The 14,420-nt window shown below is 70.5% G+C and carries 13 protein-coding genes; 2 read left to right on the top strand and 11 right to left on the bottom strand.

What is annotated here, in order from left to right; all coding sequences use genetic code 11:
- Positions 1–112 precede the first annotated feature (112 nt).
- Positions 113–1,120: a cell wall hydrolase gene (locus VIL67_RS09270; protein WP_332048593.1), complete on the top strand. Its 1,008-nt coding sequence runs from the start codon at positions 113–115 to the stop codon at positions 1,118–1,120.
- Between the two features lies 1 nt (position 1,121).
- Here the strand turns inward: VIL67_RS09270 and VIL67_RS09265 are convergent, their stop codons facing one another.
- The 9 genes from VIL67_RS09265 to VIL67_RS09225 form a co-directional block, all read right to left on the bottom strand.
- Positions 1,122–1,607: a GNAT family N-acetyltransferase gene (locus VIL67_RS09265; protein WP_332048592.1), complete on the bottom strand. Its 486-nt coding sequence runs from the start codon at positions 1,605–1,607 to the stop codon at positions 1,122–1,124.
- Positions 1,608–1,639: 32 nt separating this feature from the next.
- A complete protein-coding gene (locus VIL67_RS09260; protein ID WP_332048591.1) occupies positions 1,640–1,837 on the bottom strand; it encodes a hypothetical protein in 198 nt (65 codons plus the stop codon).
- A 103-nt stretch (positions 1,838–1,940) separates the two neighbouring features.
- Positions 1,941–2,942: a thioredoxin-disulfide reductase gene (trxB, locus tag VIL67_RS09255; RefSeq protein ID WP_332048590.1), complete on the bottom strand. Its 1,002-nt coding sequence runs from the start codon at positions 2,940–2,942 to the stop codon at positions 1,941–1,943.
- A gap of 49 nt (positions 2,943–2,991) precedes the next feature.
- A complete protein-coding gene (pseG, locus tag VIL67_RS09250; protein ID WP_332048589.1) occupies positions 2,992–4,026 on the bottom strand; it encodes a UDP-2,4-diacetamido-2,4,6-trideoxy-beta-L-altropyranose hydrolase in 1,035 nt (344 codons plus the stop codon).
- Between the two features lie 144 nt (positions 4,027–4,170).
- Positions 4,171–6,639, bottom strand: coding sequence for a calcium-binding protein (locus tag VIL67_RS09245; RefSeq protein ID WP_332048588.1), 2,469 nt, complete (start codon positions 6,637–6,639; stop codon positions 4,171–4,173).
- Between the two features lie 127 nt (positions 6,640–6,766).
- Positions 6,767–7,750, bottom strand: coding sequence for a mitochondrial fission ELM1 family protein (locus VIL67_RS09240; RefSeq protein ID WP_332048587.1), 984 nt, complete (start codon positions 7,748–7,750; stop codon positions 6,767–6,769).
- Between the two features lie 10 nt (positions 7,751–7,760).
- Entirely contained in the window at positions 7,761–8,234 is a 474-nt protein-coding gene (gene greA / locus VIL67_RS09235) for a transcription elongation factor GreA (RefSeq protein WP_332048586.1), read from the bottom strand.
- A 151-nt stretch (positions 8,235–8,385) separates the two neighbouring features.
- A complete protein-coding gene (locus VIL67_RS09230; RefSeq protein WP_332048585.1) occupies positions 8,386–8,886 on the bottom strand; it encodes a P-loop nucleotide/nucleoside kinase family protein in 501 nt (166 codons plus the stop codon).
- An 11-nt stretch (positions 8,887–8,897) separates the two neighbouring features.
- Positions 8,898–9,680 carry a glucose 1-dehydrogenase gene (locus VIL67_RS09225; RefSeq protein ID WP_332048584.1) on the bottom strand — a complete coding sequence of 261 codons (783 nt, stop codon included), beginning with the start codon at positions 9,678–9,680 and terminating at the stop codon, positions 8,898–8,900.
- Between the two features lie 92 nt (positions 9,681–9,772).
- Here VIL67_RS09225 and VIL67_RS09220 point away from each other — a divergent pair, with 92 nt between their 5' ends.
- On the top strand, positions 9,773–10,291 hold the full coding sequence (locus VIL67_RS09220) for a GNAT family N-acetyltransferase (RefSeq protein WP_332048583.1): 519 nt from the start codon (positions 9,773–9,775) through the stop codon (positions 10,289–10,291).
- Positions 10,292–10,306: 15 nt separating this feature from the next.
- Here VIL67_RS09220 and VIL67_RS09215 read toward each other — a convergent pair whose 3' ends face one another.
- Positions 10,307–10,468, bottom strand: a complete 162-nt coding sequence (locus tag VIL67_RS09215; protein WP_332048582.1) for a hypothetical protein — start codon at positions 10,466–10,468, stop codon at positions 10,307–10,309.
- A 253-nt stretch (positions 10,469–10,721) separates the two neighbouring features.
- Positions 10,722–14,012: a carbamoyl-phosphate synthase large subunit gene (gene carB / locus VIL67_RS09210; RefSeq protein WP_332048581.1), complete on the bottom strand. Its 3,291-nt coding sequence runs from the start codon at positions 14,010–14,012 to the stop codon at positions 10,722–10,724.
- Between the last annotated feature and the right edge of the window lie 408 nt (positions 14,013–14,420).

The raw sequence follows: 14,420 nt of genomic DNA, 5'->3' as shown, positions 1-14,420 counted from the left end.
CCTCGCCGTCGCAGCCTGCGCCCCACAGCCCGAGCGCGCGCTGAGCCACGAGCAGCGCCGCTGGGCCGCCGCCGGCCTCTCGCCGGACGGCCTGAGGCTGCTGGCCAGCCGGATGGACCCGTCGGCGCGCGCCCTGGCGCTGCGCCACGACCCCTTCGTGCGCCAGGCGGACACCTGGAACCGGCCGGAAGGGTGGCAGAGCCTCGACATTGATCAGGTGCCTGACCTCGGCCTTCCGCAAACGGGCCGGACGGCTCAGGAAGTGAACGCCCTGCAGCCGTTCGCCGACCTTCCGATCCGGCCGATGAAGCCGTTCGTCCTGAAGACCACCGGCAAGGATCGCCAGCGCGCCCTCGAGTGCCTGACCCAGGCTGTCTATTATGAAGCCGCCCGGGAGCCCGGGCTGGGCCAGGAGGCGGTCGCCCAGGTGGTGCTGAACCGGATGCGCCACCCGGCCTATCCAAAGTCGATCTGCGCCGTGGTCTACCAGGGCGCGGCGCGCGCCACAGGGTGCCAGTTCACCTTCACCTGCGACGGGTCGCTGCGCTGGGCGCCGGAGCCGGCGCTGTGGAGCCGCGCACGGCGGGTGGCCGAGCAGGCCCTGAACGGTCATGTGGCCAAGCAGGTGGGATCGGCGACGCACTACCACGCCGAGTATGTGGCGCCTTACTGGGCCCCAAGCCTGGTCAAGATGACCAAGGTCGGTGCGCACATCTTCTACCGCTGGACGGGCCCCTGGGGCGAGCCGCCGGCCTTCACCGGCCGTTACGCCGGGCGCGAGGCCGACCTGACGCGGGCGGTCCTGACGGGGCTGGACGCCCGCACCCAGGGCGTGCTGGCGCCCGAGGCGCAGGGCGTGCCCGCCGCCCGGACGGTGAAGCTCGATGTGGCCGGCGAGGTGCGCACCTATACGGTGGCTGACGCGACCGCGGTGGACGGCGAGCGGACCCGGGTGCGCGGCACGCTGCTGACCACGCGCCGACAGCCCACGGCCGACGAGGTCCGTCGCATCAACGAAAGCCTCGCCGCCGTCGAGCGGGATTTAGACGCTCCGAAGGCGATGGATGCGGCCCAGGCGGCGCGGCCCGTAGTCGATGCAGGCGCCAAGGGCGGCGAGTAGCTCAGCCGGCAAAAGCATCCGGGTAGGCGATGGTCACCGGGGCGTCGAAGGCGCCCGGCTCCAGCGCGAGCGCCATGAAGGCGGGCGAGCCGGCATACGGCGCGCTGATCTGGCGGGCCGCCTCGGCCGAGAAGCCAAAGCGCCGATAGTAGGCCGGATGGCCCAGCACCAGCACCCCGTGGGCGCCGAACTCCTTGGCGCTCTCCAGGCCCGCGCGGACCAAGGCCGAGCCATGGCCTGAATTCTGGAGGCCAGGGGCGACGGCGACCGGCGCCAGGGCGGCGTACATCTCGTAGCGGTCGGCCCAGAGGCGGCTGAACAGGATGTGGCCGACCACCGCCTGGGCTTCCACGGCCACCAATTCGAACAGCACGTCGCCGTCGCTGCGCAGCCGCTCCACCAGGCGGGCCTCGTCGGGCTGGCCGAAGGCGGCCTCCACCACCTGGCCGATGGCGGCGTGGTCGCCGGGCCGGGCGTAGCGGATCATGGAGCGAGTTTAGCGCCTGGGGCGCAGGCCGCCTACTCGCGGGCGTCGTAGCTCCGCGGCTCGCCAGCCAGGTCCACGTCCTGCCGCTCATTCCGGGACGCCTCGGTGGCGAGCTTGCGCCATCCCTCGGCGATGCTCAGGTAGACCTCGCGTTCCGCGGGGCTGTCGGCCCGTGCGGCGAGGCGGGCCACCGCTTCCGCCTGGGCCAGGTATCGGTCACTGTCTCGCATCAACTCAGCACACTCTTACGCGGACCCAACCTTGCAAAAGGTGGGCGAGTTGCGTGCTGGGCGGCCGATCAGGCGAAAATTTGACGTCCGCGCCTGGTGAAGCTCACCAGGCTCCGATCTTTTCGGCCTCGGCGTGGGATATCGGCTTGTGCGCCTTGGCGTGGTCCTCTTCGGCGAGGAAGCGCACCGCCTCGAGGGCCGCCATGCAGCCCATCCCGGCGGCCGTGACCGCCTGGCGATAGACGTCGTCCGTCACGTCGCCGGCCGCGTAGACGCCCGGAATGGCCGTGGAGGCCGAGCCTGGCCTAACCTTGAGATAGCCGCTCGAGTCCATCTCCAGCTGCCCCTGGAACAGCTGCGAGGCCGGTGCGTGGCCGATCGCGATGAACACGCCATCGCAGGGGAGGGTGGTGGTCTCGGCGGTCTTTACGTTCTTCAGCCGCACGCCGGTGACGCCCATCGGATCGGTCTCGCCGATCACCTCGTCGATGGCGTTGTCCCAGACCACCTCGATCTTCTCGTGGGCGAACAGGCGCTCCTGCAGGATGCGCTCGGCGCGCAGCTCGTCGCGTCGGTGAACCAGAGTGACCTTGGCGGCGAAGTTGGTGAGGAACAGCGCCTCCTCCACCGCGGTGTTGCCGCCGCCGACCACGACCACGTTCTTGCCCCGGTAGAAGAAGCCGTCGCAGGTGGCGCAGGCGGAGACGCCGAAGCCCTGGAAGCGCTGCTCGCTCTCGATGCCCAGCCATTTGGCCTGGGCGCCCGTGGCGATGATCAGGGTCTCGGCCAGCCAGACCTGGCCGCTGTCGGTCTCCAGCCGAAATGGCCGCTTGGAGAGGTCCGCCTTGGTGACGATGTCGTTGACGATCTCCGTCCCCACGTGCTCGGCCTGCGCCTGCATCTGCTCCATCAGCCAGGGGCCCTGGATGACGTCGGCGAAGCCTGGGTAGTTCTCGACGTCGGTGGTGATGGTCAGCTGGCCGCCTGGCTGGATGCCCTGGATGAGCACCGGCTTGAGCAGCGCGCGGGCGGCATAGATGGCGGCGGTGTAGCCGGCGGGGCCGGAGCCCACGATCAGGCAGCGGACGGAGCGGGGATCGGACATGGCTGCAATGTAGTGACGATTCCGGGACGGTGCGACCCGCCGGTCGTGCTCAGGGGCCGCGTGCGGCGATCAGCTTCAGGAAGGCCTCGGCCGTGCGGGTGGCGCCCTGGCCGTCGCAAAGTTCGGCGCTCGCCTCGGCAAGCCGGCGGCGGAGATCGGCGTCCTTCTGCAGCCGCAGGATAGCGCGGTCGAATTGAGGCTCGAAGTCGGCGGCGGCGGCGTCCACCACGAGCGCCGCGCCGCGCGCGGCCAGCGCGGCTGCCGCAGGCTTCTGGTTGTCGGCCAGGACGATCATCAGGGAGGGAAGCCCGAGCGTGCAGCGCTCCCAGGTGGCCGAGCCCGCCGCGCCCACCCCCACATCGGCCTCGGCGGTGAGGCGGGCCATGTGCGGCGTGTCCACGTGGAGGGCGAGGCGCGCGTCGCGACGCGCAACCTTGGTCAGCCCAGGCAGGCTGGGGGCGGCGCCGCCCAGCACCACGTCGATCCCGGCGTCGCCCACTCGCAGCCGCAGGCGCTCGACGATGCGGGCCGTGATCCCGTCCACATCGGTGAGGCCCATGGAGACCAGAAAGCGCTGCACAGGCTCGCCCCGCCAGGCGAGCGCCGTCTGCCGCAGGGCCGCAAACTCAGGCCGGACCGGGGCGTAGCTGGGGCCGAGCAGCAGCCGCGCGTGCTCCGGAACCAGGCCTTCGTAGTCCTGGGCGCGGCGCTCGGGGCCGGAGTCGACCACGAGGTCGGCCCCGAGCGTCCGGTTCGCGAGATCGTCGACCACAAGCACAGGCCGGCCCTGGCCCATGGCGCGGTGGTCCCGCTCTGACAGGCCGTAGTGGTCGAAGACGATCGCATCGAAGGCCTCGGCCCCGATGGCCGAGGCAAGGTCGCGGGGCTCGGTGGAGGCGGCGGCGAGCTGGCGGGCATCGGGGGCGAAAGCTTCCAGGACGGCGCTGACGGCCGGCGGTCCCATGAAGGCGCAACTGGCGCCCTGGGCGGCGAGCGCCCGGGCCAAGGTCAGGCAGCGCATGACATGGCCGCCGCCGACCTTCTGGCCGGCGTCCACCACGAAGAGGATCCGGGGACCGCTCATGCCTGCCGATCACCCGCGATTGCGGCGTCAGCGGGGCGGGGGTCAATGGGGCGTGTCATGGCGGCGCAAGAAAGCCTGACCGCGGCCAAAAGCAAAGGGCCGCTCCGAAGAGCGGCCCCCGCGAGGTGTGGATTTGAACTCGGACTAGATGAAGTCCGCGAAGCTGAGGTCGGAGAGCTGCTTACCGACCAGGATGATTGCGCCGTCCGTGTTGGTGATCGTGTCGCTGTTATCCGAGTCGATGAACACGACCACGTCCGAGCCCACCTGGATGGCGGCCAAAACGTCGCCGGGGTTGCCGGAGATCAGACCGTTGGCGACCGACAGCGCCGCATCAAACGTCGCCGCCGTGTCGGTCCTGAGCGCAGTGCCCAGGCCTCCCGCAGGCGTCACATCGAGGAAGTCGTCCGAACCCCAGTCTAGGATCCGGTCGGCCGCGCCGCCGCCAGCGGTGGCGAGCGAGTCGGTGGTGCCAATCTGGTACGTGTCGACCCCGCCGCCGCCGGTCATCCGGTCCGCGCCGGTGCCGCCGTTGATGGTGTCGGCGCCCGCGCCGGACACGATGGTGTCGGCGTCGGCGCCCGCGGTGATCCGATTGGCCCCGCCGCCGGCGTTGATCGAGTCCGCGCCGGCGTTGCTGGTGATGGTGTTGCCGCCAGCCCCCGCGGTGATGGTGTCGGCGCCGGTGCCCGTGGTGATGGTGTTGGCGCCGCCGCTGCCGCCGACGGTGTTGTCACCGTCGCCAGCGTCGATGTCGTCCGCGCCCGCGCCGCCCCAGATGGTGTCAGCGCCGGTCCCCGCAACGAGGCTGTTGGCCCCGTCGCCGCCTTCGATGGAGTTCGCGCCAGCGCCACCGTCGATGGTGTCGTTGCCGTCCCCACCGAAGATGGTGTCCGCGCCGCCCAGCATCGTGATCCGGTCGTCGCCCGCGTTGCCTTCGACCACGGAGCCGATCGACCCGCCGGTGATCACGTCAGCGTCGTCACCGCCCTGCACCGCGCCACGGCCGGTGAAGTTGATGGTGTCGGCGCCCGCGCCCCCGGTGATGATGTCGCCGCTCGAGTCGCCGGCGTAACCGGCGGTGTCGATGGTGTCGGCTCCGGCCCCACCGCTGACCGTGTCGTTGAAGGAACCGGTGGTGGTGATGGTGTCCGCGCCGCCGCCGCCGAAGATCCAGTTCGCGCCGTCGCCGCCCGCGATCACGTCAGCGCCGTCGCCGGTGGTCAGCGTGTCGCTGCCGTTGCCGGCGCTCACGGTGTTGTTGCCGCCGGAGTCCGTCAGGCGATTGGCGCCGCCGTTCAGCACGATGGTGTCCGCGCCCGCGCCCGTGGTGACCACGTCCGCGGCCGAGCCGCCGGTGATGCTGTTGTCGCCCGCGCCGCCGAAGATGGTGGTCGCCAGCGAGCCGCTGGTGATGGTGTCGTTGCCGTCGCCGGCAGTGATGGCGCCGCCGCTGGCGCCGGTGAGATCGATCCGGTTGGCGCCGCTGCCGGCGTCGAGGGTGACGACGGAGGAGAGGCCGGTCACCGTGTCGTCGCCCGTCCCGCCGTAGAAGGTGTCCGTGCCGCCGCCGAGATCCGCGGAGTCGTTGCCGGCGCCTGCATCGATGTAGTCGTTGCCAGCCCCCGACTTGATGGTGTCGTTGCCATCGCCGCCGCTCAGGCTGTCAGCGCCGTTCGTGGTGTTGATGGAGTCGTCGCCCGTGCCGCCGAAGATGGTGTTTGCGCCGTCGTCGCCGTCGACCGCGTCGTTGCCGGCGCCCGCGTCGATGCTGTCGTTGCCATCAAGCGCCGTAATCAGGTCGTCGCCGCCGCCCGCCGAGATGATGTTCGAAGCCGCGCCACCCATGATGACGTCGTTGCCGACGCCCGAGTCGATGGTGTCGGCGCCGATGCCGCCGTCGACGGTATTGTCGCCGTCGCCGCCCGAGAGCACGTCATTGCCCGCGGCGCCGATTATGTTGTCGTTGCCTTCCTGGCCGCCGAGGGTGTCGGCGCCGTTCTCACCCTGCAGGGTGTCGTCGCCGAGGTTGCCCAGCACGTAGTCGTCGCCGTCGCCGGCGAGGATGCTGTCGTTGCCCTGGCCGCCCAGCAGCAGGTCGTACTCGACGCCGCCGACGATGGTGTCGTCGCCCCTGTTGCCTTGGGCGAAGTTGCTGCCGTCCCCGACGGTGATGCTGTCGTTGTCCTGGCCGCCGTAGATCACGTCGTTGCCGGCGTCGCCCACCAGGCTGTCGTGGCCCTGGTTCCCCTGCAGCACGTCGGCGCCCCCGAGGCCGTGGAGGGTGTCGTTGCCTTCCCCGCCATAGAGGCCGTCCGACGCCGCGGTGCCGGCGAAGGTCGGGTCGTTGGTGGCGTCGCCCGCAAACAGCACGGAGGCGTCGGGGAAGAGCAGGTCGGTGGCCGCGCCGTTGACGCCGCGCAGCACGAGGTCGTCGAACACCAGGCTCTTGTTGGGGGCCACCAGGGTGACGGTGGCGGGACCGCCGACGCCGAAGGGCGTGAACACGACGGAGACCTGGGAGGCCGTACCCGAGGTGAAGACGATGCGGTCGCTGGTGGTGAGGGCGCTGGCCTGCGCCTGAGTCATGTCATCCCAGAAGTACGTCGCCACGTGAGGGCCCCCGACTCGAAATCCAAAAAGAGAGCGACACCCTAGGGAAAGGGTGTTGCGATTTTCTTGCCAAGGTTGAACGGCGTTAACCCAGTCGGCAACCTCGCCTCAGGGGCGAAGGCGACGCTTATCGCGCGTCATAACGGCGCAGCAGCTCAGCTGCCGCCCGGTCGGTTTCCCGCAATGGCGGGTAGCTCCATCGCTCCAGTCGGCCGTCGAACCGGCGCGCGATCCCCCGCGCGGCCAGGGCGTCATGGAAGCGGCGGAACTTGGGGCTGCCGCGTCCCGCCATCGGCAGCACGTGCACCGGCCGGCCGGTGGCGGCCGCGTCGGTGGCGAGGTTGGTGGAGTCCTCGGTGACCAGCACGGCGTCGGCCAGGGCCAGGAAGCCGAAGTAGGGGTTGTCTCCCCGATCGTCCCAGATCAGGCCGGGCAGGCCGGAAAGCAGCTGGCGCATGGCCGCGCGCGCGGGGGCCGGCGTGCGGCGCGTGAAGCTCAGCAGCAAGGCGCCCCGTTCGGCCTCCACCGCCTGCCGGATCTGGGCCGCCATGCCACGGGCGTGCGTCTCGGGAAGCTCGAACGCCTTCGAGCGGCCGCCGATGATCGCCGCGACGCGCGGGGAGGGCAGGGGGACAAGCCGCTCGGCCCAGAGGGCGCCCTCCGCCGCCAGCCGTTCCGGCGTCAGCCGGTTGGGCGCGCCGAGGATCGGGAAGACGTTCGGGCCGGCGAGGCCATCATGTTCGGGCGGCACCACAAGGTCGAAGGCGTCGAGCGGCCCGCGCGGATCCTGGGTCTGAACGACGAAGGTCCGGCCGCCTGACCACTGGCGGATGCGGCGCGAGAGCGGCAGGGTGGCGCGGCCGGCGGCGATCCAAATGTCGGGCCACGGCGGCGCGATCCCGCTGTCGGCGGTGAGGGCGCCGGGGCGGGCCGGGTTCAGGGAGGCGGGCAGCCGGCCGAGACCCCAGCGCCAGCCGATCCTCTTGATCGTCACCTCGGCGGGCGTGAGGCGCGCGACCGCCTGCGCCAGACCCTCGGCCTGGGCTTCGATGCCGGCGCGGCCGTCGGAGACGGCCCAGATGTTCAGGGGTGGCCGGTGCGGCGCGCCCATGGGGAGCCGGTCAGACCCACTCCACCTTGAGGATCTCGTAGGCCTTCACGCCGCCCGGGGTGTTCACCTCGACCACGTCGCCGGTCTCCTTGCCGATCATGGCGCGCGCGATCGGCGAGGTGATCGACACCTTGCCGCGCTTCACGTCCGCCTCGTGCTCGCCGACGATCTGGTAGCGGGCCTCTTCCTCGGTGTCCTCGTCCACGACCGAGACCGTGGCGCCGAACTTCACCTGGGTGCCCGAGAGCTTCGAGACGTCGATCACCTGGGCGCGGGCCATCTTGTCCTCGATCTCGGCGATCTGGCCTTCGATCCAGCCCTGGCGCTCCTTGGCGGCATGGTACTCGGCGTTCTCGGAGAGATCGCCATGCGCCCGCGCCTCGGCGATGGCGGCGATCACCGCCGGCCGCTCGATGGTCTTCAAACGCTTCAGTTCATCGTCGAGGGCCTGATAGCCCTCGGCGGTCATCGGGACTTTTTCCATAGAGGTGATGACTCGGGTCCGCCCTAAGTGAGTGTCCGTCCTGGGTCCGGCCGCGGGCGCAGGCGTCCGGGGGGAGAGAAACTAGGATTGTGCGGCGCAAAACTCAAGAGCAGCGGTATCGAGGCCTCAATTGTTAGCCGCAGCACCGCGCTCAGGCGCTCTCGCTGATCACCGCCCCTTCCAGTTCTGCGGGTTCCGGCGTCTCGAAGACGCCTTCCACGAAGTCGAACATGTCCGGGGTGACTTCGATGGCGAAGTTCTCGCCGCGGACCACGTTGCGCTCCGCGACCCGCGCCCGGCGCGTCTCGGCCGAGGCGGTGACGTAGTGGAACTGGAGGGGGAGGCCGGTGGCCTCGGCGATCTCGCGGACCCGGGCGCGGTCGGCGCGGCGCATCAGCCCGATGTCGAGGATCACCGACGTGCCGGCGGCCAGCACCCCGGCGGCCGTGGACCAGATCTGCGCCTCGCAGCGGGCGACCCGCTCCACCATCCAGTCGTATTCGATCTTCTCCGGCATGTCGGGGGCGAAGAGGCGGGCCATCCATTCGTCGAGGATGAAGCTCACCGCGCCCTCGCGGCGGGCGAAGGCCTGGGCGTAGGTCGTCTTGCCGGCCCCCGAGGGGCCGAAGATCACGTGAAGGGTGGCGGGCATGGGGCGGCCGTCTAGCGGACCGAGAGGCCCCCGTCGATCACCAGTTCGGCGCCGGTCACATAGCGGCTCTCGTCGGAGGCCAGCCAGAGCACGCCGTTGGCGATGTCCGCAGGGACGCCCTTCACCCCCAGCGGCACGGCCAGCTCGCTCATGGCGTCGAGGTCGGGCGGGGCGTTCACGCCCGGCTGGCCGCCCATGACGGTCGTCCAGATCGGCGTCTCGATGATGCCCGGGTGGACCGAGTTCACCCGGATCCCGTCCTTCGCCGTGGCGCATTCCATGGCCACGGCCTTGGTGAACAGCCGCACGCCGCCCTTGGTGGCGCAGTAGCCGGCCAGGGTCGGGGCGCCCTTGAGGCCCGCCACCGACGACATGTTGATGATCGAGCCGCCGCCGCCTTCGCGCATGGCCGGGATGGCGTGCTTCACGCCCAGGAACACGCCGTCGAGGTTGACGGCCGTCTGCCTGCGCCAGGTTTCGAGCGTCATCTCCAGGATCGAGCCGCCGAGCCCGATGCCGGCGTTGTTCACCAGAATGTCGAGGCGGCCGAAGCGCTGGCGGGTCTCGGCGATGGCGTCGATCCAGGCCTGCTCGTCGGTGACGTCGTGGTGGATGTAGTGCGCCTGCCCGCCGGCCGCGACGATCCCGGCGACGACCTCCTCGCCCAGGTGGTCCTGCAGGTCGGTGACCACCACCGCCGCGCCCTCCTGCGCCAGCCGCTCGGCGCAGCCGCGACCGATGCCGCTCGCGCCCCCGGTGACCAGGGCCACCTTGCCCGCCACACGTCCCGCCATCGCCGCCTCCCTCGCTTTGAAGGCACGATAGCGCCGGCCGCGGGCTGGGGGCCATAGCGACCCTACGGAAGCTTCCGTGCTAGAGCCTGGCCATGGAGATCCTTATCCGGCCCTGCGTCGCGGACGACGCCGCCGCGCTCGCCCTCGTGGGCCAGGCGACGTTCCTGGAAACCTACGCCGGCATGCTGCCGCTGTCGGACATCCTCCACCACTGCCGCCATGAGCACGGGGAGGTGCGCTACGCCGGCTGGCTGGGCAGGCCGGGGTACCGGTTCTGGATCGCCGAGATGGCCGTGGGCGGCGCGCCCGTGGCCTACGCCATGACCTGCCCGCCCGACTTGCCGGTGCAGACCGGGCCCGGCGACGTGGAGCTCAAGCGCATCTACGCCCTGCACCGCTTCCATGGCTCGGGCCTCGGCCCCCGCCTGATGGCGGCGGCGATCGAAGGCGCGCAGGCGGCCGGCGCGTCAAGGCTGCTGCTCGGCGCCAACCGGGACAACGGTCGTGCGCTGGCCTTCTACGCCCGCCGGGGTTTCGTCCAGGTGGGCGAGCGGCGGTTCAAGGTGGGCGCGAACGAGTACGACGACGTCGTCCTCGCCCGCAGCCTCTAGGGGACGGGCGCCGGGCTACTGCAGGTAGCTCGGGGTGTCGCCGTTCATGAGGCCCCAGATCAGGAAGACGCCGAGGATGGCCGCGGCGATGACCATCAGGATGGGGATCAAGGCTTCGGTCTTCTCGGCGATGTGATGGTTCTTGTGGTGGCGAACGTCGCCGTGCTCAGTCGACATGCCAGTATCCTCACAATCTGTCGGGACGGGTGTCCCGATTGACCAGACTGCGGCAGACGCCAAGGACGCCCGATCCGGCTGTCACGAGTGGGCCGCCGGAGCGCGCCCGAGACGCCTGTCTCAGTCAGGCGATGAACGACTGTGCGCCCGGCCCGAACGTCGGTCAACGAACGCCCTGATCAACACGGGGTTGTGAGGAGAGGGACTTCGGGCGGGCAGCCCCTCTCCCGCCGGCGGGAGAGGGGGCGCGCCGTCAGGCGTAGCTCTGCAGGGGACGCACCTCGAGCGGGGCCTCGGCGGTGGCGACGATGGCCTGGGCCGCGGCGAGCGCCCCGGCGGCGGTGGTGAAGTAGGGGATCTTGCCCATCAGCGCGGTGCGGCGGATCTCGAAGCTGTCCACCAGCGACTGCTTGCCCTCGGTGGTGTTGAAGACGAGCTGGACGTCGCCGTTCTTCATGGCGTCGACGATGTGCGGCCGGCCTTCCAGCACCTTCTTCACGTGCTCGACGGCCAGGCCCTGCTCCTTGAGGAAGGTCTCGGTGCCCCCGGTGGCGAGCACGCGGAAGCCGTGCTCGAGCAGCAGGCGGGTGGGCTCGACGATCCAGGGCTTGTCGCTGTCCTTCACCGAGACGAAGACGCAGCCCTTCTTGGGCAGGATGGTGCCCCCCCCCAGCTGGCTCTTGGCGAAGGCCCGGGCGAAGGCGGGGCCGCGGCCCTCGCCGGGACGCACCCAGTCGAGGCCCATGACCTCGCCGGTGGAGCGCATCTCGGGGCCCAGCACCGTGTCCACCCCGGCGAAGCGGGCGAACGGGAAGACCGCCTCCTTGACCGCGATGTGGTCGTAGGGCCGGTCAACCAGGTCGAACTCGGCCAGTCGCTTGCCCGCCATGACCTTGGCGGCGATCGAGGCCAGCGGCCGGCCGATGGTCTTGGCGACGAAGGGCACGGTGCGGCTGGCGCGCGGATTGACCTCGAGGACGTAGATGCGGGGGCTCTCCGACTGCGGCTCCTCGATGGCGAACTGAACGTTCATCAGGCCGCGCACCTGCAGGGCGCGGGCCATCTCGACGGTCTGGCGCTTCAGCTCGGCGATGGTCTCGTCCTTCAGCGAGAAGGGCGGCAGCGAGCAGGCGCTGTCGCCGGAGTGCACCCCGGCCTCCTCGATGTGCTCCATCACGCCGGCGACGAAGACCTGGCCGGCGTCGTCGCAGAGCGCGTCCACGTCCACCTCGGTGGCGCGCGACAGGTACTGGTCGATGAGGACGGGAGAGTCCCCCGAGACCTGGACGGCGGTGCGGATGTAGCGATCCAGCTGCTCGTCGTCGCGGACGATCTCCATGGCCCGGCCGCCCAGCACGTAGGAGGGGCGGATGACCACCGGGTAGCCGACCTTGTGGGCCGCCTCGAAGGCCTCGTCGCGGGAGCGGGCGATGGCGTTCACCGGCTGGGCGATCTCGAGCTTGTGGAGCAGCTGCTGGAAGCGCTCGCGGTCCTCGGCCAGGTCGATGGCGTCGGGCGAGGTGCCGAGGATCGGGATGCCGGCGTCCTCGAGCGGCTTGGCCAGCTTCAGCGGGGTCTGGCCGCCGAACTGGACGATCACGCCCAGGAGCTCGCCCTTCGAGCGCTCGACCTCGATCAGCTCGAGCACGTCCTCGGCGGTCAGCGGCTCGAAGTAGAGGCGGTCGGAGGTGTCGTAGTCGGTGGAGACCGTCTCGGGGTTGCAGTTGACCATGATCGACTCCACGCCGATCTCGTCGAGGGCGAAGGCCGCGTGGCAGCAGCAGTAGTCGAACTCGATCCCCTGGCCGATGCGGTTGGGGCCCATGCCCAGGATCACCGCCTTCTTGCGGTCGGAGGGGTCGCTCTCGCAGTCGGGGACCTGGCCGAGCGCGCCGGTCTCGTAGGTCGAGTACATGTACGGCGTCTCCGCGCGGAACTCGCCGGCGCAGGTGTCGATGCGCTTGAACACCGGCCGCACGTCCAGCGCGCGCCGGGCCTGGCGGACCTCGGCCTCGGTCTGGCCGGTGAGGGCGGCCAGGCGGGCGTCGGAGAAACCCAGGGCCTTCAGGCGGCGGAAGGCGTGCGCCTCGCGCGGCAGGCCATTGGCGCGAACGCGCGCCTCCTCGGCCACCAGGTCCTGCAGCTGGCGCAGGAACCAGGGCTCGTAGGAGCAGGCGGTGTGGATCTCGTCGCAGGTCAGGCCGTGGCGGAAGGCCTGGGCGATCACCCGCAGCCGGTCGGGCGTGGGCGTGCCGAGCGCCCGCAGCACGGCGGCGTGGCCGGTCTCGGGGTCGTCGGCGCCTTCGATGGCGACCTCGTCCAGGCCGGTGAGACCGGTCTCCAGGCCGCGGAGCGCCTTCTGCAGGCTCTCGGCGAAGGTGCGGCCGATGGCCATCACCTCGCCCACCGACTTCATGGAGGTGGTCAGGTAGGGCTCGGACCCCGGGTACTTCTCGAAGGCGAAGCGCGGGATCTTGGTGACCACGTAGTCGATGCTGGGCTCGAACGAGGCCGGGGTGGCCCCGGTGATGTCGTTCATCAGCTCGTCGAGGGTGTAGCCCACGGCCAGGCGGGCGGCGACCTTGGCGATCGGGAAGCCGGTGGCCTTGGACGCGAGCGCCGAGGAGCGGCTGACCCGCGGGTTCATCTCGATGACCACCATGCGGCCGTCGGCGGGGTTCACCGCGAACTGCACGTTGGAGCCGCCGGTCTCGACGCCGATCTCGCGCAGGACGTCGATCGAGGCCTTGCGCATCCGCTGGTATTCCTTGTCGGTCAGCGTCAGCGCGGGCGCGACGGTGATCGAGTCACCGGTGTGCACGCCCATGGGGTCGATGTTCTCGATGGAGCAGACGATGATGCAGTTGTCCGCCCGGTCGCGGACCACCTCCATCTCGTACTCCTTCCAGCCCAGAACGCTCTCCTCGATGAGGACTTCGGTGGTGGGGGAGAGGTCGAGGCCGCGCTCGACGATCTCGCGGAACTCCTCGACGTTGTAGGCGATGCCGCCGCCGGTGCCGGCGAGGGTGAAGGACGGGCGGATGATCGCCGGCAGGCCCACGAAGTCGAGGCCGGCCATCGCCTCTTCCAGGGTATGCGCCACCTGCGACTTGGGGCTCTCCAGGCCGATGGCGTCCATGGCGTCGCGGAATTTCTGCCGGTCCTCGGCCTTGTCGATGACCTCGGCGCGGGCGCCGATCATCTCGACGCCGTACTTTTCGAGCACGCCCATGCGCTCGAGGGCGAGCGCGGTGTTGAGCGCGGTCTGGCCGCCCATGGTGGGGAGCAGGGCGTCGGGCCGCTCCTTGGCGATGATCTTCTCGACCATCTCGGGGGTGATCGGCTCGATGTAGGTGGCGTCGGCGACGTTCGGATCGGTCATGATCGTCGCCGGGTTCGAGTTCACCAGGATGATCCGGTAGCCCTCGGCGCGCAGGGCCTTGCAGGCCTGGACGCCCGAGTAGTCGAACTCGCACGCCTGGCCGATGACGATGGGGCCGGCGCCGATGATCAGGATCGAGGAGATGTCGGTGCGTTTGGGCATCTTCTTTTCGCGCGCAAGGGCGGCCGCGCTGCGAGGCGCGCCGACACGGGTTCGGACTGCAGGTTAAGCGCGCGATGTAGAGGCGGCAGCCCGGCTTCGCAAGCGGTGAGAGGGCCGCATGGTACGGATCGCGCGTGGAAGCGCGCGGGAGGGGGTCGGAGGGGACCACTAAGGACACCAAGATCACGAAGGGCGCATAGGGGCACCGTTGTCCCCCTGACTGTCATCCCGGTTTCGGCGCAGCCGAAGACCGGGACCTCTCGACGCGGCGGGTGGAGGTAGGGTGCGGCGGGGACGGTGGCGCGAAGGCGGTGGGGGCGGAGCTGGAGGTCCCGGTCTTCGCGTGCCGCGAAACCGGGATGACAGGTGGGGGGAGCGCGCAGGCGTGATGAGGCGCGGCCTGTGAGG

Origin of the sequence: Phenylobacterium sp. (genome assembly GCF_036563385.1) — a bacterium.
Taxonomy (GTDB): Bacteria; Pseudomonadota; Alphaproteobacteria; order Caulobacterales; family Caulobacteraceae; genus Phenylobacterium.
The sequence above is the reverse complement of the archived record's forward strand: the minus strand, read 5'-3'. Positions and strand labels throughout refer to the sequence as shown.

Bases quoted from the DNA above. Each gene is read 5' to 3' on its own strand.
- VIL67_RS09270 (WP_332048593.1), top strand. From the start codon at position 113: ATGGACCCGTCGGCGCGCGCCCTGGCGCTGCGCCACGACCCCTTCGTG.
- VIL67_RS09265 (WP_332048592.1), bottom strand. From the start codon at position 1,607: ATGATCCGCTACGCCCGGCCCGGCGACCACGCCGCCATCGGCCAGGTG.
- VIL67_RS09260 (WP_332048591.1), bottom strand. From the start codon at position 1,837: ATGCGAGACAGTGACCGATACCTGGCCCAGGCGGAAGCGGTGGCCCGC.
- trxB (WP_332048590.1), bottom strand. From the start codon at position 2,942: ATGTCCGATCCCCGCTCCGTCCGCTGCCTGATCGTGGGCTCCGGCCCC.
- pseG (WP_332048589.1), bottom strand. From the start codon at position 4,026: ATGAGCGGTCCCCGGATCCTCTTCGTGGTGGACGCCGGCCAGAAGGTC.
- VIL67_RS09240 (WP_332048587.1), bottom strand. From the start codon at position 7,750: ATGGGCGCGCCGCACCGGCCACCCCTGAACATCTGGGCCGTCTCCGAC.
- greA (WP_332048586.1), bottom strand. From the start codon at position 8,234: ATGGAAAAAGTCCCGATGACCGCCGAGGGCTATCAGGCCCTCGACGAT.
- VIL67_RS09230 (WP_332048585.1), bottom strand. From the start codon at position 8,886: ATGCCCGCCACCCTTCACGTGATCTTCGGCCCCTCGGGGGCCGGCAAG.
- VIL67_RS09225 (WP_332048584.1), bottom strand. From the start codon at position 9,680: ATGGCGGGACGTGTGGCGGGCAAGGTGGCCCTGGTCACCGGGGGCGCG.
- VIL67_RS09220 (WP_332048583.1), top strand. From the start codon at position 9,773: ATGGAGATCCTTATCCGGCCCTGCGTCGCGGACGACGCCGCCGCGCTC.
- VIL67_RS09215 (WP_332048582.1), bottom strand. From the start codon at position 10,468: ATGTCGACTGAGCACGGCGACGTTCGCCACCACAAGAACCATCACATC.
- carB (WP_332048581.1), bottom strand. From the start codon at position 14,012: ATGCCCAAACGCACCGACATCTCCTCGATCCTGATCATCGGCGCCGGC.